Here is a 21,967-nt window from a genome sequence, read left to right on the forward strand (position 1 = left end):
GTCAATAGTCGGTGTCGCTTTCGACGGTGACCGGACGACGGTGGTAGCGGTGATGGCGCTCGACTGAGCTCGTGACGACGACGGTATCCGAGCGGTGATGGCGACGCCAGGCGCGGCGGCCGTTGTCATAGAATGCGACGGTGCCGTGATGGCGATGATGAAGGCGGTGGCCTTCCTCATTTATGACGATGGCGGGACGGTGATGGTAATGGTGCCTGTGATGCGTCGTGATGACCACATCGGCCTCGGCGGCGGATGCGACGGCGGGTGCCGCGACGCAAAGCGCCAACGCTGCGAGAAGCACTGTTTTCATTGCAATATTCCTGGCTGGTGGAGCGTCCCTTCGCCGGATAAACCCCTGCCGGGCTGTTTGGTTCCGGCCTGGATCGGGCTGCCCGGCAGCAACGCAGCGAAGGTCATTTCGGGTGTTCGCGCCGCAGCGCAACATATCTGAGGTAAGTGCTCGCCGCGGCGTCGCAGGCGCGTCGCGACGGTCCGTTCGCGATCAACATGGCCTTGGCAAGCTTGTCGGAGAGCCCGTATTTGCTGGCGAAGGACGCTGTTTCATAGGGCTGGTCTTCCAGATCGTCCGCGAGTCCGTCGGTCATATATCGCCTCCCGATGCAATGGCGCGTCAGAAATGCGGAAGCATGACTTAGGTTGCGGCGGTCGATCCTCTTCTTTGCTTTCCGGACTTCAGTCCGACGGCGCTTCGGACGGTTGGCCGATGAGTGGAACGAACGCTCTTGGTCGCCGTTTGCCGGCAAGCAATTCGCCGATGGGAGGATAAATATGGAAGACCCTACCAACAGTGTCCTGGAGGCTCGCTGGCTGCTTGCCGTGCCGGCCTCGATGGTCCTCACCGTGCTGATAGCCGGGTTCCTGCTTTCATAGCGTCGCCCATGAATCGGCTCCTCTTCATCCTCGCCGATTTTCTGTCTAGGCCGCCCGGCTTCTATGCGATGGTTATCGCGATGGTTGCGTGCACCTTGCTCGTACCCTTCGGACTTACCAACACGGTGACCTATGCGCTGTCGGCAGCGGCCATCATCATCACGGGGATCGTGCTTATCCAGGGGTACCGGGACACGGCGGCCATCCACGCCAAACTCGACGAGATCGTGATCGCGCTGCGGCAGACACGCAATGACGTGGTTGGGCTCGAGCATGCGGACACGCAAGAGATCAAGTCGAAGCTGGTCGAGCTGGAGCGCGAAGCGGAAGCCGGCTCGGCCGAGGCGGCATCGCAGAACGAGACGAATGAGGCCGGTGCCGCAGCGGGCGGGGGGCGTTGGGGTAGCTGAAGCACCGGCCGAAGGGGGCGGAATGGGCACCGCCGCCACCCAAAGATAGGCGTCCCACGCCAAGATTAAATTACGCGATCGCGGTAGGAGATTTCCTAGGAACCTGCTGTACCGGCGACGAAGGCCCGGACGTGGGCGACGAACTCGTCGAAGGCCGGCTCGCCCTCAAGCAGGATGTGGTTTTGGCTTTCCAGCTCGAGGAAGCTGGCGCCGGGAATGCCTGCCGCCATGGTGCGGCCGGACTCGACCGGGGCAACATTGTCTTCCCGCGCGTGCAGCACCAGGGTCGGCACTCGCACTTTTTCGAGCAGCTCGCTGACATCGATCACGGAAAAGGCGGTCTGCAGGCGCCAGGCGTCGTCCGGCAAAACCGTGCGCCGCATCAGATCGTCCATCCAGGCGAAATGTTCGTGCGTGGCGCCGGGGATGAACATGGAGCAGAAGGCTTGGCGGAACATCGGGTTCGACTTGCCCCAGCTCTCGCGCATCAGCGTCGATACGGCCTCGCGCGTGGCGATCTCGCCGGGGTCGCCGCGCGCCCGCCAGCCTTTGACGTAGCCGCCGTAGAGGATCATGCCCGAGACTTTCTCGGGGTGGCGTATGGCATAGGCGATCGAAACCGCGCAGCTCTGCGACAGACCAAGAAGCGTGAAGCGATCGAGCCCCGCGGCCTCGACGACGCATTCGAGATCCGACACCATCGTGTCGAACGAGACGTCGGCCACGTGGCGTTGCGACAGGCCATTGCAGCGCTCGTCGTAGCGCACCAACTGGTTCCGGCGTGACAGTTCCCTCATCCAGTGCCGCCAGATCGGGCTGTCCCAGTCGAAGGTCAGATGCGACATCCAATGCGCGGCGCGCAGGATGGGCGGGCCGCTGCCGGTCTTGGCAAAAGCAAGCCTTGTGCCGTCGCGAGCCCGGCAGAAATGGACGGCGCGGCCGGGATCCTGCGCGGGCGTCGGGCGGTTGGCAAGCTGAGTGGAAGGTGATTGCATCTGGGCCACGTCCGTGGCGCCGCGTTGCGCGGAGCGTCCCGTCGGCTGGGCGGCTGCCGCCCTCACCTTCTCTTCCAGCGCCGCGATCTCTTCCGCCAGGCCGATATCCTCCGGCAGCAGCCGGCGCAGGCGCCTGGCAAGCGGCAGCGCACGCCTCGGCTCGCCGGCCAGGCGCTCGATCAGCTCGCGCAACATGCCGAGCTCGGCGATCTCGACCTCGCTGGCGACGCCCGCGCGCCAGGCCTCGTATTCGAAGCAGCGTTCAAGCGAAAGATCGGCAAGGAAATCGCCGCGGATCGAACCGGCCGCGGCCTCCAGCTCTTCCGTGGACGCCATGGAAAGATCGGCCTTCACCAGCGGCAGCAGCCGGGCATAGTCCGTGCCAAGTTTCAGCGAGACAGTGTTGCGGTCGGCGACCAGAGCGGGTTCGTCGTCGCCAAGCACCTGGCGGATCTTGGACAGGCTCCAGCGCAAGGCGCCGCGCGGATCGTCGGGAATGTCCCAGAAGATTTCGCAGAGCCGCTCGCGCTGATGCGCCTTGCCGGTGACGGCGAGATAGGCAAGCAAGGCTCTCGTCTTGCGCGACGGCGGCAGGTCGAGCAGCGCGCCGTCGCGGACCACCTGGAAGTCGCCGAGCACGCACAGGTCCAGCAGCCCCTTATGCGGAGCGTCGGTCATCCGGCCGGGCACCCTTCCACTGCCATCTGGCTCCTCGTCGATGCGGCGGGAGAAGACCGCAACGGAATATCAAAATCGGCTAATTTACGGAAGCCGATACGGCAAGACGGGCGCGGGGAATGTGCAATGGGTTACATTGGCGGCGATGCGTACTCTCCCTTCGAGGGGAGCTGTCGCCGAAGGTGACAGAGGGGGCGCTTCGCGTGAAGCGCCAGCGCTCCCCCCGACATCAGACGGCGTTGGCAATCCAAGTGAGACGACCCCCCTCTGTCCTGCCGGACATCTCCCCCGCAAGGGGGGAGATTGGATGTCACCGACGCTTTCGCAAACCTCCAACCAACGCAATTGCCACCGCCAGGGCGACCAAACCCGCCGCCACTGCGAACGCAAACCCCATCCCGCCCGCGACTGCTTCCGGTGTCGCGGCGCCGATCTCGCCAGTGCCCACTGCGAAGGCAAACACCGCGCCCATCACCGCCGTGCCGGTGATCAGGCCGAGATTGCGCGACAGGCTGAGCATGCCCGAGACCACGCCGCGCTCGTTCTTATCGACATCGGCCATGACGGCGGTGTTGTTCGCCGCCTGAAAGAGCTGATAGCCGGGCGTCAACAGCATGATCGCCGCCGCGTAGCCGGCGATGCCGAACAGCGCCGGCAGCAGAGTGAGCGCGGCGCAGCCGATGGTCATCAGCACCAGCCCGGCAACGACCATGGCGGACGCGCCCAGGCGATCGACGATACGGCCGGCAATCACGCCGCACAGCGCCGAGACGACCGGGCCGATCGACAGCACGGCGCCGACCTGCGCTTCGCCCAGGCCCAGCGCGCGCGACAGGAAGAAGGGCCCGACGACAAGCGTCGCCATCATCACGGTGGAGACCAGCCCGTTCATGGCAAGGCTCGGCGCCAGCACCGGATCGCTGAACAGCGCTGGTTTGACCAGAGGCGACGCCACTCTCCGCTGCGCATAGAGGAACAGAGCGGCGCCGAGACCGGCCATGCCGAGCAGCGCGATGTTCGTGCCGCCGAAATGGCCGCGTCCTGTCGTCATCGCCAGCGCATAGGCGGCGAGCGTCAAGGCAAGCAGCAGTGTGCCCAGCGCGTCGAAGCGCGGGCCAACGCCCTGCGCCTCATTGCGGAGGAACGTCGCGGTTTGATCGCCCGGCAGGAAGCGCCGGGCGAGGATCATCGCCACGACACCCAGCCCGGCAGTGACGAGGAAGATCGCGCGCCAGCCGAGGGAAGCGATCAGCACGCCGCCAAGCGACGGCCCAAGCGCGGTGCCGATCGCGGACATGGTGCCGAGCAGGCCCATGGCGCTGCCGGTGCGCACTTTCGGCATCGTCGTGCCGACCAAGGCCATGGTCAGCGCCATCATCACCGCGGCGCCGAGGCCTTGAGCGGCGCGGGCGGCGACCAGCAGCGGCAGCGACGGCGCAAGCGCGGCCGCCAGCGACGCGGCGCTGAACAGGCCAAGACCGGCGACCAGCAGCAGCCGGCGGCCGACGAGATCGCCAAGACGCCCGACGCTGACGATGAGCGCGGTGATGACAAGCAGATAGGCAAGCACCACCCATTGCACCGCCTGGAAAGATGCGGCGAAGGCGGTGCTCAGCGTCGGCAGCGCGACATTGGCGATGCTGGTGCTGAGCGAGGACAAAAGCATCGCCAGCGACAGGCTGGCCAGCGCGCCGCTTGCCGAGCGGCTTGCGGGAACGGTGCGTGGATCTGCGATATCGGCCATGGTTCTTCTCCGGCTCGGGTGGAACTTGCCGGGAGAATAGGTGCCTGGCCGATGCGGCGGAACGCGCAGCATTTGCACTCGAATAGTGCATGAAACGCCATATCACTGCATCGAGGACGTGCTAAGATCGCGCCATGTCCCGACCCGATCTCAACCTGCTCGTCACGCTGGACGTGCTCATCGCCGAAGGCAGTGTCGCGAAAGCCGCGCAGCGGCTGAAGCTCAGCCCGTCGGCAATGAGCCGCGCGCTCGCAAGACTGCGCGAGGTGACCGGCGATCCGCTTCTGGTCCGCGCCGGGCGCGGCCTGGTGCCGACGCCGCGCGCCATCGAGCTCGGGACGGATGTCGGCCGGCTGGTGAAGGAGGCGGAGGCTGTGCTGCGCCCCGCCGAACGCCTTGATCTGAAGCGGCTTACGCGCAGTTTCACGCTGCGCAACAGCGATGGTTTTGTGGAAAATTTCGGCCCTTCCCTTCTCGCGCGCGTCGCGGAGGAAGCGCCGGGCGTGCAGCTGCGCTTCGTGCCGAAGCCCGACAAGGACAGCGCGCCGATGCGCGAAGGCAGTGTCGATCTCGAGACCGGCGTTATCGGCGGCTCGACCGGCCCCGAGGTGCGGGCGCAGGCGCTGTTCCGCGACCGTTTCGTCGGCGTGGTGCGCAGCGGCCATCCGCTGTGCGACGGCAAGATCACCGCCGCCCGCTTCGCCGCCGGCCGGCATATATTGATCTCGCGCCGCGGGCTGGATCGCGGGCCTATCGACGACGCGCTGGAACTCGCCGGGCTGACGCGGACAATCGCCACCGTGGTCGGCGGCTTCGCGGAAGCGCTGGCGCTGGCGCGCGGCTCCGATCTCATCGCCACGGTGCCCGAGCGCTATACCGGCAAGCTGCGCGAAGGCCTGCTCACCTTCGCATTGCCGGTGAAGCTCGCCGGGCTCACCATTTCGCTGCTATGGCACCCGCGCCTCGACGCCGACCCCGCGCATCGCTGGCTGCGGGGCCTGGTGAGGGAGATCTGCGGAGGGCGTTGAGACAGCCGATCTCCTTTCGCGGCGACCGGGACGCAGGCGGGGCGCGAAGGAACGCCGCGCCGACAGACCAGATTTTGGCCCCAACAAAGTGTGGAGACAGGTTCCTTGGCGACGCCGGGACGGAGCGGAGGGACGCCCAACAAGAACCCCCGCTCCGTCGCTGCGCGAGCACCTCTGCCCGATCTGCCGGCCAGGACCTGCGCCGGGACACTTCGAGCAACCGATCGCCCACCCTCATCGGATGGCGAATTTTAGCATCCCTGCATGTGCGCATCATGAAGCGGTTCACAGAGCGGCAGCGTTCCTCTCCGCAGTCTTTGAGGGGCGACGAAACCGCTAGCGCGACGGGTAATTCACTGCCGTTTGCCCGCCAATGCTGCGTTGCCGAAATGCGCCCAAAAAAAGTCAGGTTGAGAACCGGACCTCAAAACGCCTCAACCAGTGAAAAACCAGCCTATTCAAACGTGTAGGCGGCAACATTCGTGTCGCTTGCCGCAACGGCCGAAAAGCCCGGAAATCCGCCATTTCGGAGCCTGCCGGCGCGGCAACCGCGGAAATGCGGCAGCCCGATTTCGGCATTGCACAACGGAAAAAAACGCTGTTCCGGAGGCGCCGCCGCCGACGTTGACAGCCAGCCGGGCCAATGGCAATCCGCAGTGACTGGTTACGCCATGACCGTTGCTGTTGGGGACGGACGGGGTTTCAGCAGCTTGGCGGCGGCGCCGGACGGGCGGGCACTTGCGTAGTGTACCGCCCGCTCCTGGCCGGCAGCGGCGCGAGGTTTCGCGTACGAGGCTCAGAAAGGGTGCCCAGACCGCTACTGACGAACCGTTGCCAGCTTTTCAAGCGTCGGCTTGCTGTACGTCTTCTTGATCGCAATTCCCACCTGAAGACGCTTCGCGTGGGCGAGCGCCGCCGGGGAGCGACCATCAAGCTTGCGGCCGGAAGCGTTCACCAGGCGCTCCGTACGACGCAACAGGTCGTAAGAGCGGATCAGCGCCCTTCTGCTCTCCTCTATCAGTTGGTCCTGGAAATCTGCGGCCGCGTGCCCGCGCGGGCAAGTGGGGATTCTTGTTCTCGAGCATGCCGCTCTCCCTGTTCAGATGGGAGCGCGGATCAACGTCTCTCAGTCGCCAATGGTGTCCGGTGGGTGGTTACCAGCGATACGGCAGGGTACGCCGATTGGTGCGCCGTGGCAAAGCCAATAGTTTCGACCGATCTCGGACCGCCGCAAAGGAGTGCCGCAGGGCGGCCTGGCTCGCCTCAGAAGGTAAAGCCGGACGACGGCGCGGCGGCGGTCGCGGCCGACAGCCTGCCGCGCTTTTGCAGCCGCGGCTTTTCGTAAGTCTTCTTCATCGTCCATTCCTGGGCGGGTCAACGACCTGCGCAGGTGAACGCGATGCGGCCGCCCTGTCAAGCTTAGCCCGGGAATGCTTGCCCTGCTGGCTGTTGCTTAGGTCAGCGCGGCGGGAGCGGGGCCGACGACCCGGCAACGACGCTCGACAGCTTCTGGCGCTTCACCAGCACCGGTTTCTCATAGATCTTCTTCATGGATATGCCCCTTGCCCAATTTGCCGCCTCAAGACGCAAGGGAAGTGCCGTTTTGTCAAAAACGTTTTCGTGAGATGCGTGCAAAGCGAGCCGGCTGCAACCGAATGCGGGCAGGCTATGGTGAGCCGGCAACATCGAGCCTGCTGAGGTTCGTTCCTAGCCCGCGTGCTGCAGCCAATGGCGGTCGAACACGTCGAGGATGGCGCGGTACTCGGACGGCGGGATTTGGTTGACGCCGCCGTCGCTGTCGGCACTGAGGAACTGGCCGAGCTGCCGGTCGACCGCTTCCGGGTGCTCCATGACGATGCCGAGGCTCGCGAGATCGGCGGCGATCGAGGTGCCCGGCGGCAGGTACCCGCCCCATTGCTCGGCGGCTGGCGCATCGCGCAGGCGCACCAGCAGGATTCTTGTCAGCGAGGGCTGCGCCTCCGGGCCGATGATGGCGGTGCCGACCATATAGCCGCCGAGCACGCTCACCGGCTGCGTCTGCGGGAACAGGCAAAGGAAGAACTGCGCTTCGCCGCCCACCTCCTTCAGATGTAGGTAGAGGCTGCGCTTTGCCGGCGTGACCGGCCCGCCGAGCTGCAACTGCCCGGTCGGCAATGTCTCGCGATATGTGGCGGTGAACGCATGCGCGCCGGGTCCGGCCTCGATCGACAGGCGGCCCCTGATGAGTTGGCCGCGATAGTAAGGCGACCAGGCGCGCGAATAGCAGGCATAGGTCCCGGCAAGCGCCAGCCCGGTGCCCTTGTCGTCATGCCCGGGCGAGGCCTCGACCTGCGCGTGGGCGCGGCGTTCGAGCTCCGTCGCGTCGATGCCGTGCCGGGCCGCGATCGCGGCCGTGAAGCTCGGCAGATCGCTCTCGGCGATCCAGGCGCCGGGTCGCTCGAGGCGCAGCACTTTCGCCCAGTCTTCGTAGACGCTGTGCTCGCGAGGCTGGGCGCGGCCTTGCAGCCATTTGTCGGCGCGGCCGATATCGAAAGCCGTCTTCGGATTGACCGCTCGGAACGCCGCCGCCAGATCCTTGCGGCTGGCGGTTCCCAGCACGACCGAAGTCAGTCGTAACTTCTGCGCGATGTTCAGTGCCATCCGGCTGCACCTGTTCCGTCCCGACAGAATCGGGATTGGCCTCTTGTTCGAGCGAAGATCATGCTTTCACGGCCGCCGCAAGCTCACTGGGCAGTGCAACCAGGAGCAAGCAAGCCGTCCCGCCGGCTCCGCAGCAGCGCCGCAAGACGATCCAGGCCAAGCCATCCGCCTGCACTGGACCTGCATTTCTAGCGCGCTCCGAAGGATCCGGGCTTCTGCCCGGATCGGCGAGGCAGAACAGAAACGGCCGGACAAGGGCCGAACCAGACAGCCACCCGGCCAGCCTGAGGGCTGGGGCGTGGCGCCGCCGGCGGGGCCGGCGCCTGCCCGCGCGGATCGCAAAGCCGCGCGGTTCGCGCGGGCCTTCGGGCCGGTCAATTGAGGGGGAAAGTCGCCTCCCTCATCCAGCCGCCTGCAGCTCCTTCTTGCGGGCCGGCCGGCGGCGTGGCCGGCGTTGCGGCGCAAGCTTCAGCATCACCGGCGGCTCGCTCGACAGGGCGCCCGTCACGGCGCTGACCATGCCATGGGCGACGAAATCGGCGTTAAGCCCAGCGGCAAGTTCGGCCGCGGCCTTGGCGTCGCTGTTGCCGATTTCCGACCAGGACACGATGCCGACCCTGAGACGCGGTTTCAGCCGCTTCAGCCGCCGCACCATGAAGCGCGCGTGCTTGGTGGAGTCGCGGTTGAGGAAACCGATCACCACCGTATCGACGCCGCTCAGGTCGAGGCGGCGGATCCCGGCAGGTTCGAGGTCAATGAAACTCGCTCTCGACACTTCGGCGCCCTGCACCTCCAGCACCTGCGCCAGCATCGCGGCGGCGGCGTCGTCGAGCTCGCCCCGCCCGCCGGCGCAAAGCACGGAGAAGCCCACGCCATCCGGAAGATCGACCTCCTCGGATAGAGGCTCCTTGCCGTCGCCGGCCTTCCGATCGTTCGCCTTGCCTTCAGCAGCCTTGCCCGCGGTGATCTTGGCTGAGGCTGCCTTGCCCGGCGAGGCCTCGGCCGAGGCAGTGGCTGCCTGCTGGTCCTCTTCCTCCTCGGCTTCCGCCTCCTCCGCTTCCTCCTGGGCGCTGGCGTCCAGATTGGCGACGAGCGTCAGCGCGCTCGCTGCGACCTGTTTGCGCTGTTCGTCATCCATGACGCCGCGCATGCGGTCCTGCTCGCCAAGCAGCAGCGCCGGAATCGCCACCTGGTCGTAGAACTCGAACAGGTATTTTTCTTCGAGCATCTCCTCGGCGTGGTCGGTCGCCTCGTCCGGATCGGCGGCAAGCAGCCGCTGATAGAGACGCGCATGAGGCTCGAGCACCGGCTCGTTGCCGAACAGCACGTCGAGGAACTCGAACTGCGGAACGTGGCGGCCGAGGACGACGAGGCAGACGGTGAGCGGCGTCGACAGCACCAGGCCGATCGGCCCCCAGAGCCAGGTCCAGAAGATCGCCGCGACGATGATGGCGAGCGGCGAGAGGCCGGTGCGCGAGCCATAGAGCCATGGCTCGATGACGTTGCCGGTGATCAGCTCCATGGCGATGAACAGTGCCCCGGTCCACAGAAGCAGCGACCAGCCGGGCGCCACCGCCAGCGCCAGGAACAGCGGCAGCAGCGCGCCGATGATCGGCCCGATATAGGGAACGAAGCGCAGGGCGAGCGCCAGCATGCCCCAAAGCAGCGCATTGGGTATGCCCAGCACCCACAGGCCGATGGTGATCGGGATGGCGTAGATGACGTTCACCACCAGCTGCATCAACAGATACTGGCCGACCCGCTTGCCGGCATCTTGCAGCGCCTGGGTGGTGCGGTGGAGATCGCCATAGCCGACGAGACGGATGAAGCGGTCGCGCAGATCCTCCCGCTCCATCAGCATGAAGATGACGACGACGACCACAAGGCCGGCCGAGCCGAGCGGGCTGAGCAGCGGCTCGATGACCTTTTGCAACACTTCGAGCGGCCTTTCCTGCGCGACGATCTCGACCGGGATCGGATCGCGCTTCGGCGTCTGGGCGGCGGACGGCAGTTGCGGCTCCTGGCGCTCGAATTCCTGGCCGACGCGCTCGATCACGCCGCTCAAGCGCGAGATGATGCCGTTGCCCAGCCCGTTTTCCTTCAGCGCGCGGATCTTTGTCAGGATGTTGATCTGATAGACGGGGATGTTCTGGGCGAGGTCGCTGACCTGCGTGGCCACCACGAAGGAGAACAGCGCAAGCGCGGCAAAGGCGCCCAAAACGCTGGCAATCACGGCAGGCAGGCGCGGAATGCCGACGCGTTTCAACGCCGACACGAGCGGCGCGATGGCGAAAGTCAACAGCAGCGCGACTGCGATCGGCAAAAACACTTCGCGCCCGAAATAGAGCGCCGCAACCGACGCGACGACGGTTGCGACCGTCGGCAGCGCCGTGCGCGGATGGCTGCGCGAGGCAGCAAGCAGGCCCGCCAGCCCCGGTTCCGGCTCGCGCGTGCCGTTCTGACGATTATCCGCCACCGTGAGTCTCCACCCTGCCCGCCATGATTGGCTTTCGCCGGCGTGCAACGCGCGGATCGGAGGATGGTTGCGAGGCGCGATCAGTTGGAGGGAGGATGAAGCGGCTGATGCAAATCTCCCCTTGCGGACAAGGGGAGATTTGAAGCGCTCGCCGCCGCACCAGAAGGCTCGTGCCCGGCTATTTTACCGGGATCATGAGATGCGCGTAGGGCGTGCCCGGCCACATCACGTAAGGCTTGGACGTGTCGGGCTTGGCATCGGTCGGATAGCCTTTCATCATGTCCATCGCGTTGACGATCATCACATGCGGCCCCGTCTCGATCCAATTGTTGCCTGCCTCGGGCTTCGTCGCATAAGGATCGGTATTGCTGCCGTCGGTGCCGCCGGACAGCATATACATGAAGCCGACCTTGCCTTTGGGGGGTTCCTTCTTTTCCAGCCAGGCCATCGCCCATTCCATCGAGTTGGCATCGCCGCACATCGGATCCGGACCGGGCGAGGCCGGATTGTCCGGCATGCACCAGAAGCCGGTCTTGCCCTCGCGCAGGGTGCGCATGTTCCCCTTTTCATCCATGGCGTAGACCGCAGCGCCACTCGCCACTGCGGCGGGTGCGGCGGACTCGGCGCTTTTGATCAGCGCAGCGTCGTCGGCAGCTGCGCCCTGCATCGCAATCAAACTGCCCGCTGCCAACAGCGCAGCGACCGTCAGAAGCCGTTTCATGGCCGTTCTCCGGTTCGAGTTGATGTCTTTGTGCATGATGTCGGACGTCACGGCGTCCCAGAGCCGTTCGTCGGTGCATTGATCCTACCAGATTACCTGCAGGCGGACAATTTGCCTTTAGCGTTCGCCAATGTCCTTCCATGCTCTCGAACGCTGGCGAAACCGGCGGCTGAGCTCCTTCGTCATCCTGGGCGAAACGAGGCGCGCAGACCCTGGCGTGCCGAAGCGTCGGCTGCCGCCGGCGTTGCTGCCGCCTCCCTTTATGTTGCACTGCGTTAGATTTGTTGCATTGCGGTATGAGCCCATAGGCGCGAGGCTTTCCCAAGGCGGGATACGAACGACCGTTGCGAGGTTCGCCTTCGTGTCAGCACCATCGCCGGACTTCCGGCCCGATATTGAGGGGTTGCGGGCGCTCGCCGTGGCGGGCGTTGTCGCTTTCCACTTCGGCTTCACCGCCCTGCCCGGCGGCTTTGCCGGCGTGGACATCTTTTTCGTCATCTCCGGTTACCTCATCACCCGCCATCTGGTCAGCGAGATTTCGCTCACCGGCCGGCTCGACCTCCTTCGTTTTTATGCCCGACGCGCGCGGCGGCTGCTGCCGGTGGCGCTGTTCGTCATCGCCGCCACGCTTGCCGTCGGCACGCTGATTCTGTCGCCGGAGGAGCAGGCGCTCTATTCCAAGGGCGCGATGTTCGCGTCCGCCTACATGATCAATCTGTGGCTGATCCGCTGGTCGTTCGACTATTTCGCCAGCGATGCCGCCAACAACCCCTTTATCCATTACTGGTCGCTGTCGGTGGAGGAGCAGTTTTACCTCGCCTGGCCGGCGCTGCTGATGCTGGCGGCCTGGCTGAAGCCCGGCAAGCGGACGATCATGCTTGCGATCGGCATTGCCGGCCTGGTCTCCTTCGCGGTCTGCGCCTGGCTGACCCCCATTTCGCAGCCCTGGGCCTTCTACTTCTCGCCGCTGCGCGCCTGGGAATTCGCCGCCGGCGGGCTGGCTTCGATGGCGCCGGCATGGCTGCTCCAGAACCGCCCGCGGCTCGGGACGGCGTTCAGCCTGTGCGGGCTGGTCCTCATTGCCTTCGCTTACCTCACCTTCAGCGAGGAGGCTCCCTTCCCCGGTTTTCTGGCGCTCGTGCCCGTGGCCGGTACTGTCCTTCTCTTGCTGGCGGGCGCGGCCGGCGTCAGGGACGGCATTCTTGCACGCAATTTCGAACGGAAAACCGCGGGGCTCTTTTCCTCGAATTGCGTAAATGCCGCCCTGGCGCTGCCGCCCTTGCAGTGGATCGGAAAGGTTTCCTACTCGCTCTATCTCTGGCACTGGCCGGTGATCCTCTACGCCGGCATGCTGGTCGAGGAGCTGACTTTTGCGCAACGCTTCGCCTGCCTCGGGCTGACGTTGGCGCTCTCTGCGCTGAGCTACCATTTCATCGAGAATCCAATCCGCCGCAATGGCTGGCTTATGGCCAATGCGGCGCGGGCGCTGGTGCCGGCCCTCCTCCTGACCGGCACCGGCGTCGCAGCCGCCTACGGCAACGCAGCGCTTGCCGTGCGCGCCGAGGACCCCGAGCAGCGCGCGATCGCGGCAAGTGCGGCCGAGCCGGCCACCGCGCGCGCCAAGGCCTGCGTCGAGGGCTACGACACGGTAACGCCGAAACCCTGCGTGTTCGGCAATGGCCAGCGCGTGATCGCGCTGTTCGGCGATTCGCACGCCGATCACTGGTCGACACCGCTGATCGAGGCAGGAAAGAAGAACGGCTACCGCGTCGAGACCTGGCTGAAGAGCTCGTGCCGGCCCTCACGGTTTTCCTACTTTGTCACGAAGCTCAACCGCGACTACCGCGAATGCGACCAGTGGCGCGAACAGGCGATCAAGGAGATCATCGCGGCCAGGCCTTCGCTGGTGGTGATCTCCGAACTGGCGCTGACCTCCTCGCGCAAGATGGCGGCGGGCAAGGGCGAGCCGGACACGCCGGACGCCGTATGGCGGGCCGGCCTGCGCTCGACACTAACCAGCTTGAGCAAGGCCGGGCTGAAGATCGCCTTCATCCGCGACGTGCCGTTCAACGACGAGAACATCGACACCTGCGTGTCGCGCGCGCTGTGGCGCGACAAGGCGCCATCGCTCTGCGACCAGAGCCGCGCCTATGCCGCCAACGACCAGATGGCGGCGGTCGAGCGCGAGATCGTCACCAGCGTGCCCAATGCCACTTACGTCGACCTCACCGACCGCTTCTGCAACGCCACAACCTGCCACGTCTTCATCGACGGCCAGCTCGCCTTCCGCGACCAGCACCATCTGGCGACCCCATTCGCGGAATCGCTGGAACCGGAGGTGGAAAGGCGCGTGATCTCGAAGGTGGGAAGGTAGGGCGCCGCCCCTGTCGTTCGTGATCCTAGGGCCGAGCAAGGAGCGAAGCGACGCGCGCAGACCCTAGGATCCATGCCGTGACGCTAAAGCGTTGCAGCAGTAACAGAATTCTGCACCGTAGCGCTTCACGCCGAAGGTCACGGCATGGATCCTCGGGTCAAGCCCGAGGATTGCGACCGTGCGAGCGTCGGCGTTCCTTCACACCCGTCTGTCCTGCCAGACATCCCCCGCACGGGGGGAGATCAGCAGCTTCTGCTTACTCCGCCACAACCACAAAATGCTTGGTCACCGGCTCGAGGATCTTCCAGGTGCCCTTGAAATCGGCTTCGACCACGAAGGCGTCGCCGGGGCCGGCCTCGACCGGCTCGCCGCCATCGGGCGTGATGAGGATGCGGCCGGCGATCATGTGGACGAATTCATAGTCGGTGTAGGTGGCGTGATAGGTGCCGGGCGAAGCGCGCCAGGTGCCGGACATTACCTTGCCGTCCTCGCTGGTGTGCTGGACGGTCGTCTGCATGGTCGGCGATCCCTCGACCGCGATCCAGCCCGGCAGATCGCCGCCATCGCCATGCTCGATGGGGCCGAATTTCAGGATGGTGGGCTTGGTCATGGCAGGCTCCTGCGGTTGGGATTGGCTGGACGTGGCAATAGACGACGACGCCGCGCGCGCACGCGCTGCACGGCGACAGCAGGTGGCGATATGGCGACGCCGAAGATCGAAAACAGCGGGGCGAACAAAAGCGTGACCTTCCCCGCAAGGGCGAAGATCGTCAGCTTCGGCGCCGCTTCGCTCCTTGCTCGGCCTTAGGATCCCCGCCTAATTTTCTCGGAACACCACCCGTCCCGAAACCGTTTGTGCCTTGAAGGGGCAACCATCGAACCTCAAGGAGGCAGCGATGAAAAAGCTTCTGCTTGCTTCGATGATCGCTATCGCCTCGGCGTTTGCGATCGCGCCGGCGAGTGCCGGTAGCGTTCAGTTTGGCATCGGCGTCGGCCCCAGCTACGGCGATTACTATGGTGACTACTATGGCGGGCATTACCCTCACCGCTATTACCGACACGTCTACGATGACGACTACTACACTCCCTATCGCGAGCGTTATGTGGTGCGCTATCATAACCGGTATTATCGCGATCATTGCCGGATCAAGATCGTGAAGCACTGGCGCCATGGCCACCGCGTCATCGAAAATATCCGCATCTGCCGGCGCTGACCGACCAGCGAGCTGCGGTTGCGCCGCCTTGCAAATTCCCGCCAAAATGCCATCTAGAAGCCCGGCATTCATAAGGAAAGCAAAAGTGACGCAGCGAAGCGGCAGCGCCGACCTGCCGCTGCATGGCGGGCGGGTTCCGAAATGGCTGGGCGATCGCATGACGAAGCTCGGCGCGGTGCTGTGCGAAGCCATCATCCATCATTATGGCCGCGACGAGCTTTTGCGGCGCCTGGCCCATCCCTTCTGGTTCCAGTCCTTCGGCGCCGTGATGGGCATGGACTGGCATTCCTCCGGCATCACCACCTCGGTCATCGGCGCGCTGAAGCGGGGCCTCAATCCGATGGCCGGCGAGCTTGGCATCCATGTCTGCGGCGGGCGCGGCGCACACTCGCGCAAGACGCCGGGCGAGTTGCTGGCGATCGGCGACCATGTCGGCCTCGACGGCCAAGCTCTTGCCACTGCCAGCCGGCTGGTCGCCAAGGTGGACAGCGCCGCCGTGCAGGACGGCTACGACCTCTATTTGCACGGCTTCATCGTCAGCGATGACGGGCGCTGGGTGGTGGTGCAGCAGGGCATGAACGGCGACGCCCGCCAGGCGCGCCGCTACCACTGGCTGTCGGAGGGGCTGACCAGCTTCGTCGACCAGCCGCATGCGGCGATCGAGGGCGAACGCCAAGGCGAGATCGTCAACCTCACCGACCACCGCGCGGAGAAAGCCCGCGGTGGGCAGATCGCGCTTCTGAAGACGATGAGCCCGGAAAAGATCCTGAGCGAGCTTGCCGTGCTGGAGCCGCGAGCCGAAGCGCCCGAGCCGGCCGCGCAGCCGCTGCTGCCCAACTTCGTCATGCCGGCGCATCACGACGTGCGCGAAAGCGACATCGTCATGCGCCGCCTGCACGGCAACATTGCCGCCGCGATCGAGAGCGGCCCGAAGGATTTTCCCGAACTGCTGCTGGTGCCCGGCGTCGGCCCGCGCACGGTGCGCGCGCTCGCCATGGTCTCCGAGGTGGTGCACGGCGCGCCCTGCCGCTTCTCCGACCCGGCGCGCTTCTCGCTCGCCCACGGCGGCAAGGACCGCCACCCCTTCCCCGTGCCGCTTAAGGTCTATGACGAGACGATCTCGGTGCTGAAATCGGCGGTGAGCAAGGCCAGGCTCGGGCGCGAGGAAGAGCTGCAGGCGCTCAAGCGGCTGGACGGGGAGTCACGCCGGATGGAGCGCTATGTGACGGGGCCGAGCCTGAAGGAGATCGTCGCGGGGGAAATGGACCAGTCGCATTTGCTCGGAGGGCGGAGCGTGTTTGGGTGGGAACCACCACCTGATAGCGACCCGAAGCCGCTGAAGAAAGGCGCTTGAGACACGGCTGAAACGGCGTCACGCAAAGCGCGCAGATAACCGCATCGATCGGCGCTGCCCCTCATTGCCCTGCCGGGCATTTCTCCCCGTATAGTGACGGGGAGAAAGATGCTGTCACCGCCGCTTTCGCCAACCGCCAACGTCGCGGAATAGCTGCCAGCGTCGCGGCCATCCCCTTCTCCCCGTCACTATACGGGGAGAAGGTGCCGGCAGGCGGATGAGGGGCAGCGCCGAGGCCAGAAGTTTTTGCGCGGTCGTCTTTCAATACGCTCTTCGCAGTGAATCGTCGGAATGAATAACAATGCGAATTTGTCCTTCGGCACGTGGTTTAATCAGTGCTGGGATTGGGAGAGAGCCGCAGCCGCCTCCTGCTTCCAGCTTCAGCGGCCAGTTTCAGCCACTTCAAACTTTCGCCGGCGTCGGCTCTCACCCCGTCTGCCCCAGTGGCATAGGCTTTGCAACCATAAGCTGGTAGGGTGTTGCTGGATCGGCGCCTTCCTCGACAACCAGCAGGCCCCACGAGCCAAGCCGACGGAACCAGTAAATCGCATCCGCCTCTTCTAGACTGGATGGTCACTGCGAAGCGAGGTGGTCGTGGTCGGCTGGCCGGGTCATCTTCAATCCGGAGATCAGTGGATTAACGGTCATCGCCAGCTCGATTTCAGGTGCCCCCAGGCCGCCTTAAGCACAAACAGCAGTGTCATCAACATTGCGGTGTTGAGAACAGGATGGGCGTTAAACACGGTCGCAATTACTGCAGCGACGGCCGATCATGAACATCATTGAACCGGAAACAAGTCTAATGAAACGCATTCAGTCACTCCAGTTGCATAGTCACATAACCAGCTTTCGATCCGGCGCAAGTTTGGCACATCGCTTTCCCCTCACCCTACCTTCCTCCCCATCATCATCCCGTAATGCACCGCCAACAAATCCAGCCCGAGCTTCAGCAGCTTGACCACCACGTCGCGCCCGTCGCCGGTGCGTTCGGCGATGGCCTTCACCGACTGGCCTTCGAGGCAAATCTTGCGCACCACCTCCGCCACCTCCCAGTGGGCGAGCGCGGCCGCTGCGTGGGCGTGGGCGCGGCCGGCTGAGAGCACGCGGTCGGGCACGCCGCCGCCGAGGCGGCCGCCGTCGACGCGCTCGCTCCAGGATTGCGGCTGCAGGCCCTCGCGGGCGGAGCGCTCGAAATCGTCGCGAAAACGCTGGCCCGCCTCGCGTTGCTGGCGGGTGAGCGATGTGATGCCGGTGAGCGGATCGACATTGCGCAGGCGCACGATGCCTCCGGTCGAGGTGTAGCCGCCGTTCGACACCTGGTAGACGCGGCGCGCCTCGGCCGTGCCGGGGGTGAGGCGCTGGCGGCCGAAGGCGTCGGCCTTCAGCGCGAAATCATGGCCGATCTCGCGGCGGATGCGCACCTGCTCGGCCTCGCCCTTGGGGAGTTTCGGGGGTTGCGGTTTCTTGGCGGCTTTGCGGGGCATGGGCGGTGTCCTTTGTGGTGGGTGGTGTGAGTGGCCAACGGGAGAGGCTGCGTTCCTTCGCGCCCCCCTCTGCCCTGCCGGGCATCTCCCCCACTTGGGGGAGATTGGCAGCTTGGGCGCCCCCGCTCAGACCTGCGAGGGTGGAGGTTGGCGAAAGCGGTGGCGAAGTCTGATCTCCCCCTTGTGGGGGAGATGTCCGGCAGGACAGAGGGGGGCGCTGTCCCGCCGGCATATCGATCATTGTCGGCTCCCCCTCCGTCGCGGCTGCGCCGCGCGACTAGCCGGGGCGAACCACGGGTCTCGCCCGTCCTTCGGACCCCCCACTTCGCGGCGGCGAAGAAATGAGCGCCCGCTTCGCCAACAGCTCCCGCATCAGCCGCCGTTCCCGCACCTCGATCGAAAGCTGGGCGCTGGACGGGCAGAACTGGGCGTTGTCGACCTTCGCCTCGCCGCGGATGAAGCGCTGGATCGCGGCTTGCACATCGGCAAGCTCGGCATCCTGCACGGCTGCGAGATAGCCGCGCAGCTGCATCTCGGGATCAGCGAGCGCGGATTGCGGGAAGCAACTGAACATCGCGGCCAGCGCTTTCGCCGCCTGCTGCAATTCGGCTGCGGTCATTGATCTCCTCGATGATGGCGTTGGCGGCATCGACATGTGTCTTGCGGCGATGCCAGTTCTGTCCGGCTGAACGGCCCGAAAATAATTTCTCGTTCTTTTGCCGCGGAGCGGCAGCCCGGGAAGAAAACGCCAGGGCGTTTTCTCCCGATGGATCTATGGCTATTGGATTGTTGGATTCTGGATTCTTGGATTCTGGACTCTGGGGCTTATCCTCCCCCTTATCCCCTGACTTAACCCGCCGCTTATCCAAGCGCGAAAACGCCCTTTCTTTCGAAAGGCTTGGGTTGCCGCCCTTGAGGCCGTTGCGGCGCACCACGCGCGCCTTACGCGCATCCGCGATCATGCGCCGGGAGTAGATGCGGCCATGCCGGTCTCGCGAGAAGACGCGGTTCTGCTCGAGCTCGGCAAGCAGGCATCCCAGCTCCATTTCTCTGCAGCCGGCAAGGCGCGCGAGCGCCGCCTCCTCCAGCCCCTTGCCGGCGATGGCGACATAGCCAACCGGCTCGTGCGCGGCGGCAATGCAGAGCATCCGCATCCACAGGCCTTGGGCCGCCAGCGAGCAGAGGCGCAGATTTGGATCGGACTCCCAATCCGACCAGAAAAACTTCGACCAGGTCGTACCGCTCATGGGATTGCCTGATGAGAGGCCGGGCAGCGGCAGGTGGCTAATCTCCCCCCTTGCGGGGGAGATGGCCGGCAGGCCAGAGGGGGGTGCTGTCCCGCCAGCCTATCCGCTCTGCTTGTCCTCCACTTTGCCCATTGTACTGCTGTCGTACCCTGAAAGGATTGGCGAGGCTGGCGTTCCTTCACACCCCCCTCTGTCCTGCCGGACATCTCCCCCGCAAGGGGGGAGATTAGCCACCTGCCGCTGCCCGGCGCCTTCATTGTTGCCACTCTCACATCCCCCTCCCGCGATGGCCGTGAAACCGCGCATGATGATGCGCGCAGTAGGAGCGCGTGGCCGACGTCGGCAGGCCGCAGCAGAGCATGTCGGGACCGGGCCGCGCGCCGACGGGATCCTCGTCCGCCTCCTCGCGCAACGCGAGATCGACCGGCGCGCGGCAGCGCTTGAACAGGCAATCAAGGAAGCGCATCGCCGCGACATGCGGCTGGCGGCCGGGGTTTACCGGGGGCGGCGGCGCGGGGAGCTTGTAGAGCTGGACGTCGGATTTCTCGCGGGTGCCGGGGGAAAGCCAGGCGGGCGGCATGCTGCGCGCCGGTTTGCGGGCTTTGGATTTTTTGGGTTTGGGGGGAGTGCGGGCATCCGGCTCCGTGGATAGCTCAACAGCCGATAGGTTGGCGGGACAGCACCCCCCTCTGCCCTGCCGGGCATCTCCCCCGCAAGGGGGGAGATTGGCAGTTGCGGCGCCGGCGCCCTCAATCAGTTCGGCATGCCTGGAAAGCGCTGCCGGCTCGGAGAGCGTGACACCTCCAGCCGCCACCCTGCCCCGCCGGCCCGGCCGGTCCGGCCGTGCATGTTTCCGCGGCCTGCCGCCGGCGCGGCCACCCTTCGGGTTGGCGAAGCCGATGGCACGAAGGCCGGCGTTGCGGTGCACGATGCCGATAATGGCGTTGCGCGAGACCGGGCTGCCGCGCAGCGCGCTGAAGCGGCCGGCGATGCGGGAGGCCGATAGCCCCTCCTTCAGCCAGGCGGCGATCTCGTCGATTTCCTTTTCGGTGTAGGCGGCAGCCATGTCTCATTCCATTGCTTGCGAAGGTTGCGAAGCGCTCGACTTGAAGCCAAGAGCCAGGGTTCGGCCGCGGGGCGGTTGGTCAGGTCCGGGAAAGGGTTGAGATCAGGCGGCGCCGGGCGCCGCACCAAGCAGGCGAAGAAGGGCCGCCTCGGCGGCGGCCCGGGTCAGGCCCGACACCGCCAGGCCCGCCTTGCGGTCGAACAGGATGACGGTGCCGTCCTCGGTGCGGATGCAGGAGACGAGCCGGCCCGAATTGGGGGCCGGAGCCGGGGGAGGAGCGGCTCCGGCCGTTCCGGTGAACCGGGGTGCGGACGGTTCAGCCGGATCCGAGGCAGAAGCCCCGGAAAGCGTCCGGACCGGGGAGGAGGTCAGTCCGGACGATTGGAATTCGACAGGCGAGGCAAGCGCGTTCATGCCGCCTCCCCTTGCATGGCGGCCGGGGCGCGATGGCCCGCCAGCCATTCGTAGCTGATACCGGCAATGCCGCGCCTGCGGCTCGCGGCCACCACATGCGGCCAGTGCTGCGGCGCGATGCGTCCGCGACGGCGCATCTGGCGGGCGGCTTCATAGCCGCAGCCGACATCTGCGGCGAAGGCGCCGATACTCTGCCAGGAATCAATTAGCCCCGAGATGCTCGTTGGCAGCCCCGAGATGCTCGTGGGCGGCCCCGGCACATTCGCGGCGGAGATGCTCGCAGGGAATGCGGAAACGCTTGCGGTAGGCTCATTCATGCGCTAAGCGTACGTTATGTACGAATGACGCGCAAGCGAAATCGTACAATTTGGACGATAATTTTCAGGCATTTTGTACGATGATGGATTCTCGGCACAGATTGCAGCAGGCGCGCGCCCAGGCCGGCTATGCCTCGCCCAGCGATGCCGCTCGGGCCTTGCGCGAAATCAACAAGAACACGCTTATCAGCCATGAGAACGGCAACCGGCCGCTGTCGCGCAAGGCGGCGGAGAAATACGGCCGGCTGTTCGGCGTCGACCCGGGCTGGCTCTTGTTTGACGCCGACGGCGTCGAAGCCGCGCCTGTGCACCTCGCCGCCTCGCCCATCACCATCGACGTGCCGATCGTATCGTGGATCAGCGCCGGCGAACTCGGCAGCCAGGACAGCGTGGTCAACCTTTCGGACTACCCGACCATCCCCACCGCCGATCTCGAGGAAGGCGAGTGGATTGCGCTGCGCGTCGACGGACCGTCGATGAACAAGATCTCGCCGCCGGATTCGATCATCTTCGTCAACCTGCGCGACAAGCGGCTGGTGACCAATGGCTGCTATGTGATCGCCGACGAAACCGGCCGCGCCACCTACAAGCGCTACCGCCCGAACGACACCCCGCCCTTCCAGCCGGCGTCCTATCTCGACATCCCGCCGCCGGAGCTCGAAGGCGCGATCACCATCATCGGGCGGGTCAAGCGCTCAATGATCGATATGTGAGAGACAATCTCGCTGAGAAACCGTCGCTCAACGAAGAACAAGAAGAACGTCGCGTTGCCAGGCTTTGAGGGTTGCGTTCTTTGGCCGAGAGCGAACACAGGATAGCGTTCGCAATTTCTGCTTGCATTTCGGAACAAAAACGGAACTATATAGGCAATTGCAGCCGCTGCCGCGGCAACTCCGGGGGGAGGATCAAAA

23 protein-coding genes are annotated in these 21,967 nt (G+C 65.4%); 6 read left to right on the forward strand and 17 right to left on the reverse strand.

The genetic code is table 11. The features are described from left to right. Position 1 precedes the first annotated feature (1 nt). Positions 2-313: a hypothetical protein gene (locus tag EJ078_RS03340; protein ID WP_127217271.1), complete on the reverse strand. Its 312-nt coding sequence runs from the start codon at positions 311-313 to the stop codon at positions 2-4. A 103-nt stretch (positions 314-416) separates the two neighbouring features. Next, the gene (locus EJ078_RS03345) at positions 417-608 is read right to left on the reverse strand and encodes a hypothetical protein (RefSeq protein WP_127217272.1); all 192 of its coding nucleotides are present in this window, start codon (positions 606-608) and stop codon (positions 417-419) included. A gap of 294 nt (positions 609-902) precedes the next feature. Between EJ078_RS03345 and EJ078_RS03350 the strand changes: the two genes are divergently transcribed. Then, positions 903-1,304 carry a low affinity iron permease family protein gene (locus EJ078_RS03350; RefSeq protein ID WP_095801430.1) on the forward strand — a complete coding sequence of 134 codons (402 nt, stop codon included), beginning with the start codon at positions 903-905 and terminating at the stop codon, positions 1,302-1,304. Between the two features lie 95 nt (positions 1,305-1,399). Here EJ078_RS03350 and EJ078_RS30085 read toward each other — a convergent pair whose 3' ends face one another. Together EJ078_RS30085 and EJ078_RS03360 are read right to left on the reverse strand one after the other, a co-directional pair. After that, positions 1,400-2,977 carry an alpha/beta hydrolase gene (locus EJ078_RS30085; protein WP_245459090.1) on the reverse strand — a complete coding sequence of 526 codons (1,578 nt, stop codon included), beginning with the start codon at positions 2,975-2,977 and terminating at the stop codon, positions 1,400-1,402. A gap of 310 nt (positions 2,978-3,287) precedes the next feature. Then, positions 3,288-4,721 carry an MFS transporter gene (locus EJ078_RS03360; RefSeq protein WP_245459093.1) on the reverse strand — a complete coding sequence of 478 codons (1,434 nt, stop codon included), beginning with the start codon at positions 4,719-4,721 and terminating at the stop codon, positions 3,288-3,290. A 134-nt stretch (positions 4,722-4,855) separates the two neighbouring features. On the opposite strand from EJ078_RS03360, the gene EJ078_RS03365 reads away from it, so the two are divergent. Then, on the forward strand, positions 4,856-5,749 hold the full coding sequence (locus EJ078_RS03365; protein WP_095801432.1) for a LysR family transcriptional regulator: 894 nt from the start codon (positions 4,856-4,858) through the stop codon (positions 5,747-5,749). 817 nt (positions 5,750-6,566) lie between these two features. Here the strand turns inward: EJ078_RS03365 and EJ078_RS03370 are convergent. The 6 genes from EJ078_RS03370 to EJ078_RS03395 form a co-directional block, all read right to left on the reverse strand. After that, entirely contained in the window at positions 6,567-6,704 is a 138-nt protein-coding gene (locus EJ078_RS03370; protein ID WP_156751039.1) for a hypothetical protein, read from the reverse strand. Positions 6,705-7,012: 308 nt separating this feature from the next. Further along, complete coding sequence (locus tag EJ078_RS03375) at positions 7,013-7,105, reverse strand: hypothetical protein (protein WP_082953785.1); 93 nt, start codon at positions 7,103-7,105, stop codon at positions 7,013-7,015. 102 nt (positions 7,106-7,207) lie between these two features. Continuing rightward, a complete protein-coding gene (locus tag EJ078_RS03380) occupies positions 7,208-7,300 on the reverse strand; it encodes a hypothetical protein (protein WP_082953784.1) in 93 nt (30 codons plus the stop codon). Positions 7,301-7,456: 156 nt separating this feature from the next. Further along, positions 7,457-8,389, reverse strand: coding sequence for a hypothetical protein (locus EJ078_RS03385; RefSeq protein ID WP_095801433.1), 933 nt, complete (start codon positions 8,387-8,389; stop codon positions 7,457-7,459). Between the two features lie 400 nt (positions 8,390-8,789). Then, on the reverse strand, positions 8,790-10,865 hold the full coding sequence (locus EJ078_RS03390; protein WP_095824563.1) for an AI-2E family transporter: 2,076 nt from the start codon (positions 10,863-10,865) through the stop codon (positions 8,790-8,792). Between the two features lie 178 nt (positions 10,866-11,043). Then, positions 11,044-11,586, reverse strand: a complete 543-nt coding sequence (locus EJ078_RS03395) for a hypothetical protein (RefSeq protein WP_066999535.1) — start codon at positions 11,584-11,586, stop codon at positions 11,044-11,046. Positions 11,587-11,947: 361 nt separating this feature from the next. Here EJ078_RS03395 and EJ078_RS03400 point away from each other — a divergent pair, with 361 nt between their 5' ends. Further along, on the forward strand, positions 11,948-13,960 hold the full coding sequence (locus EJ078_RS03400) for an acyltransferase family protein (RefSeq protein WP_245459095.1): 2,013 nt from the start codon (positions 11,948-11,950) through the stop codon (positions 13,958-13,960). A 256-nt stretch (positions 13,961-14,216) separates the two neighbouring features. On the opposite strand, the gene EJ078_RS03405 is transcribed toward EJ078_RS03400, so the two are convergent. Then, positions 14,217-14,570 carry a cupin domain-containing protein gene (locus tag EJ078_RS03405; RefSeq protein ID WP_127217550.1) on the reverse strand — a complete coding sequence of 118 codons (354 nt, stop codon included), beginning with the start codon at positions 14,568-14,570 and terminating at the stop codon, positions 14,217-14,219. 286 nt (positions 14,571-14,856) lie between these two features. Here EJ078_RS03405 and EJ078_RS03410 point away from each other — a divergent pair, with 286 nt between their 5' ends. Beyond that, positions 14,857-15,174 carry a hypothetical protein gene (locus EJ078_RS03410; RefSeq protein ID WP_127847238.1) on the forward strand — a complete coding sequence of 106 codons (318 nt, stop codon included), beginning with the start codon at positions 14,857-14,859 and terminating at the stop codon, positions 15,172-15,174. Positions 15,175-15,259: 85 nt separating this feature from the next. Continuing rightward, positions 15,260-16,528 (forward strand): DUF763 domain-containing protein, encoded by a 1,269-nt coding sequence (locus EJ078_RS03415; protein WP_127847239.1) that lies wholly within the window; start codon positions 15,260-15,262, stop codon positions 16,526-16,528. 884 nt (positions 16,529-17,412) lie between these two features. Here the strand turns inward: EJ078_RS03415 and EJ078_RS03420 are convergent. The 6 genes from EJ078_RS03420 to EJ078_RS30090 form a co-directional block, all read right to left on the reverse strand. Beyond that, the gene (locus EJ078_RS03420) at positions 17,413-18,012 is read right to left on the reverse strand and encodes a DUF6456 domain-containing protein (RefSeq protein WP_095824565.1); all 600 of its coding nucleotides are present in this window, start codon (positions 18,010-18,012) and stop codon (positions 17,413-17,415) included. A 277-nt stretch (positions 18,013-18,289) separates the two neighbouring features. Continuing rightward, positions 18,290-18,631, reverse strand: coding sequence for a hypothetical protein (locus EJ078_RS03425; RefSeq protein WP_127326152.1), 342 nt, complete (start codon positions 18,629-18,631; stop codon positions 18,290-18,292). Next, the gene (locus EJ078_RS03430) at positions 18,552-19,259 is read right to left on the reverse strand and encodes a hypothetical protein (RefSeq protein WP_127217538.1); all 708 of its coding nucleotides are present in this window, start codon (positions 19,257-19,259) and stop codon (positions 18,552-18,554) included. Before EJ078_RS03430 ends, EJ078_RS03425 begins: the two co-directional genes overlap by 80 nt. Positions 19,260-19,527: 268 nt before the next feature. Beyond that, on the reverse strand, positions 19,528-20,325 hold the full coding sequence (locus EJ078_RS03435; RefSeq protein ID WP_127246736.1) for a GcrA cell cycle regulator: 798 nt from the start codon (positions 20,323-20,325) through the stop codon (positions 19,528-19,530). A 102-nt stretch (positions 20,326-20,427) separates the two neighbouring features. Continuing rightward, positions 20,428-20,739 carry a hypothetical protein gene (locus EJ078_RS03440; protein ID WP_127216645.1) on the reverse strand — a complete coding sequence of 104 codons (312 nt, stop codon included), beginning with the start codon at positions 20,737-20,739 and terminating at the stop codon, positions 20,428-20,430. Then, on the reverse strand, positions 20,736-20,876 hold the full coding sequence (locus EJ078_RS30090; RefSeq protein WP_245459097.1) for a hypothetical protein: 141 nt from the start codon (positions 20,874-20,876) through the stop codon (positions 20,736-20,738). Before EJ078_RS30090 ends, EJ078_RS03440 begins: the two co-directional genes overlap by 4 nt. A gap of 260 nt (positions 20,877-21,136) precedes the next feature. Between EJ078_RS30090 and EJ078_RS03450 the strand changes: the two genes are divergently transcribed. Further along, positions 21,137-21,769: an XRE family transcriptional regulator gene (locus EJ078_RS03450; RefSeq protein WP_067321658.1), complete on the forward strand. Its 633-nt coding sequence runs from the start codon at positions 21,137-21,139 to the stop codon at positions 21,767-21,769. The last annotated feature ends 198 nt before the right edge of the window (positions 21,770-21,967 follow it).

The sequence above is a fragment of the Mesorhizobium sp. M1A.F.Ca.IN.022.06.1.1 genome (genome assembly GCF_003952605.1).
Taxonomy (GTDB): Bacteria; Pseudomonadota; Alphaproteobacteria; order Rhizobiales; family Rhizobiaceae; genus Mesorhizobium.